Annotated in this window: 1 protein-coding gene; it reads left to right on the plus strand. The window is 72.4% G+C overall.

The window, feature by feature from the left end; translation table 11 throughout:
• Nucleotides 1-80 precede the first annotated feature (80 nt).
• Nucleotides 81-2,380, plus strand: a 2,300-nt coding sequence (locus tag FV223_RS25520; RefSeq protein WP_348644828.1) for a helicase-related protein, incomplete at its 3' end; no start/stop codon positions are given.

The raw sequence follows: 2,380 nt of genomic DNA on the forward strand, positions 1-2,380 counted from the left end.
CCAGCGCCGAAGGGATTGCTCCGATCCTCCAGCACCGCCGCTCCCTTCCGCCCTCGGCCCGCGCGCGCGGGGTCACGGCGGTGCTGGGGCCGACCAACACCGGCAAGACGCACCTGGCGATCGAGCGCATGCTGGCCCATCCCACCGGGATGATCGGCCTGCCGCTGCGGCTGCTCGCCCGCGAGGTCTACCTGCGGGTCGTGGCCCGCGTCGGCGTCGACAAGGTCGCGCTGGTCACCGGCGAGGAGAAGATCAAGCCGGACCGGCCGCGCTACTGGATCTCCACCATCGAGGCGATGCCGCGCGACCTCGACGTCGCCTTCGTGGCGATCGACGAGATTCAGCTCTCCGCCGACATGGACCGCGGCCACGTCTTCACCGACCGCCTGCTGAACCAGCGCGGCCGCGAGGAGACCCTGCTGATCGGCTCCTCGACGATCCTGCCTCTGGTGCGGGCGCTGATCCCCAACGTCCACACCACCACGCGCCCGCGCCTGTCGACGCTGACCTATGCCGGCGAGAAGAAGCTCGGGCGGATGCCGCGGCGCACCGCGATCGTCGCGTTCTCGGCCGAGGAGGTCTACGCCATCGCCGAGCTGATCCGGCGCCAGCGCGGCGGCGCCGCCGTGGTGCTCGGCGCGCTCTCGCCGCGCACCCGCAACGCGCAGGTCGAGCTCTACCAGTCCGGCGACGTCGACTATCTCGTCGCCACCGACGCCGTCGGGATGGGCCTCAACCTCGACGTCGACCACGTCGCCTTCGCCGCCACCTGGAAGTACGACGGGACCCGCTTCCGCAAGCTGACGCCCGCCGAGCTCGGGCAGATCGCGGGCCGCGCCGGGCGCCACCTCTCGGACGGCACCTTCGGCTCGACCGGGCGCTGCCGCCCGTTCGAGCCCGAGATGATCGAGCGGCTGGAGAACCACGATTTCGACCCCTTGCGCATCCTGCAATGGCGCAACCCGGACCTCGACTACGGCTCCCTCGAGGCGCTGCAGGCGAGCCTCGACGTGCATCCGAGCGAGCCCGGCCTGACGCGGGCGCCGATGGGCGAGGACCAGCAGGCCCTCGAGATCCTGATGAAGGAGGACGACATCCGCGACCTGTCGCGGAGCCAGTCCGCGGTGCGCCGCCTGTGGGACGTCTGCGGCGTGCCGGACTACCGCAAGGTCCACCCGCAGGTGCATGCCGACCTGGTGGCCGAGCTCTACCGCTTCCTGATGAAGGGCATGGCCGGTCGCATCCCCGACACCTGGTTCGCCGAGCAGGTGGCGATGATCGACCGCACCGACGGCGACATCGAGACCCTGTCGCGCCGGATCGCCCACGGGCGCACCTGGACCTTCGTCGCCAACCGCCCCGATTGGCTTCGCGATCCGGAACATTGGCAGGGCGAGACGCGTCGGGTAGAGGACAGGCTGTCCGACGCCCTGCACGAACGCCTCGCGAGCCGCTTCGTCGATCGGCGCACCAGCGTCCTGATGCGGCGCCTGAGAGAGAACACGATGCTCGAAGCCCAGATTACCCCCGACGGTGACGTGACCGTCGAGGGTCAACATGTCGGCCACCTCCACGGCTTCCTGTTCGTGCCCGATGCCAGCGCCGAGGGCCACGAGGCCAAGACGCTCCGCAGCGCCGCCGAGAAGGGCCTCGCCGGCGAGATCGAGGCCCGCGCCGAGCGCTTCGCCGCAGCCGCCGACGCCTCGCTGGTGCTGAGCCACGACGGCGTGATCCGCTGGACCGGCGCTCCGGTGGCCAAGCTCGCCCCCGGCGACAAGATCTTCGCGCCCCAGATCCGCCTGCTCGCCGACGAGGCGCTCGCCGGCCCCGCCCGCGAGAAGGTGGTGGCGCGCCTCGACGCCTGGCTGAAGGCGCACGTGACGCGCCTGCTCGGCCCGCTGATCGAGATCGAGACCGCCGCCGACCTCACGGGCCTCGCCAAGGGCATCGGCTTCCAGGTCGTCGAGGCGCTCGGCGTGCTGGAGCGCGCCCGCGTGGCGCAGGAGATGCGCACGCTCGACCAGGACGGCCGCGGCGCGCTGCGCCGGCACGGCGTCCGCTTCGGCGCCTACCACCTGTTCCTGCCGGCCCTGCTCAAGCCGGCGCCGCGGACGCTGGCCGCCCAGCTCTGGGCCCTGCAGAACGGCGGCCTCGAGCAGCGCGGCCTCGACGAGATCGGGCATCTCGCCGGCTCCGGCCGCACCTCGATCAAGGTCGATCCCGAGATCGCCAAGGGGCTCTATCGCGCCGCCGGCTTCCGCGTCTGCGGCGGGCGCGCCGTGCGCGTGGACATCCTCGAGCGGCTCGCCGACCTGATCCGCCCCGCGGTCGCCTACCGCCCCGGCACCACGCCCGGCGCGCCGCCCCCCGGCACCGCGGA

Source organism: Methylobacterium sp. WL116, from assembly GCF_008039455.1.
In the GTDB taxonomy this organism is placed as follows: Bacteria; Pseudomonadota; Alphaproteobacteria; order Rhizobiales; family Beijerinckiaceae; genus Methylobacterium.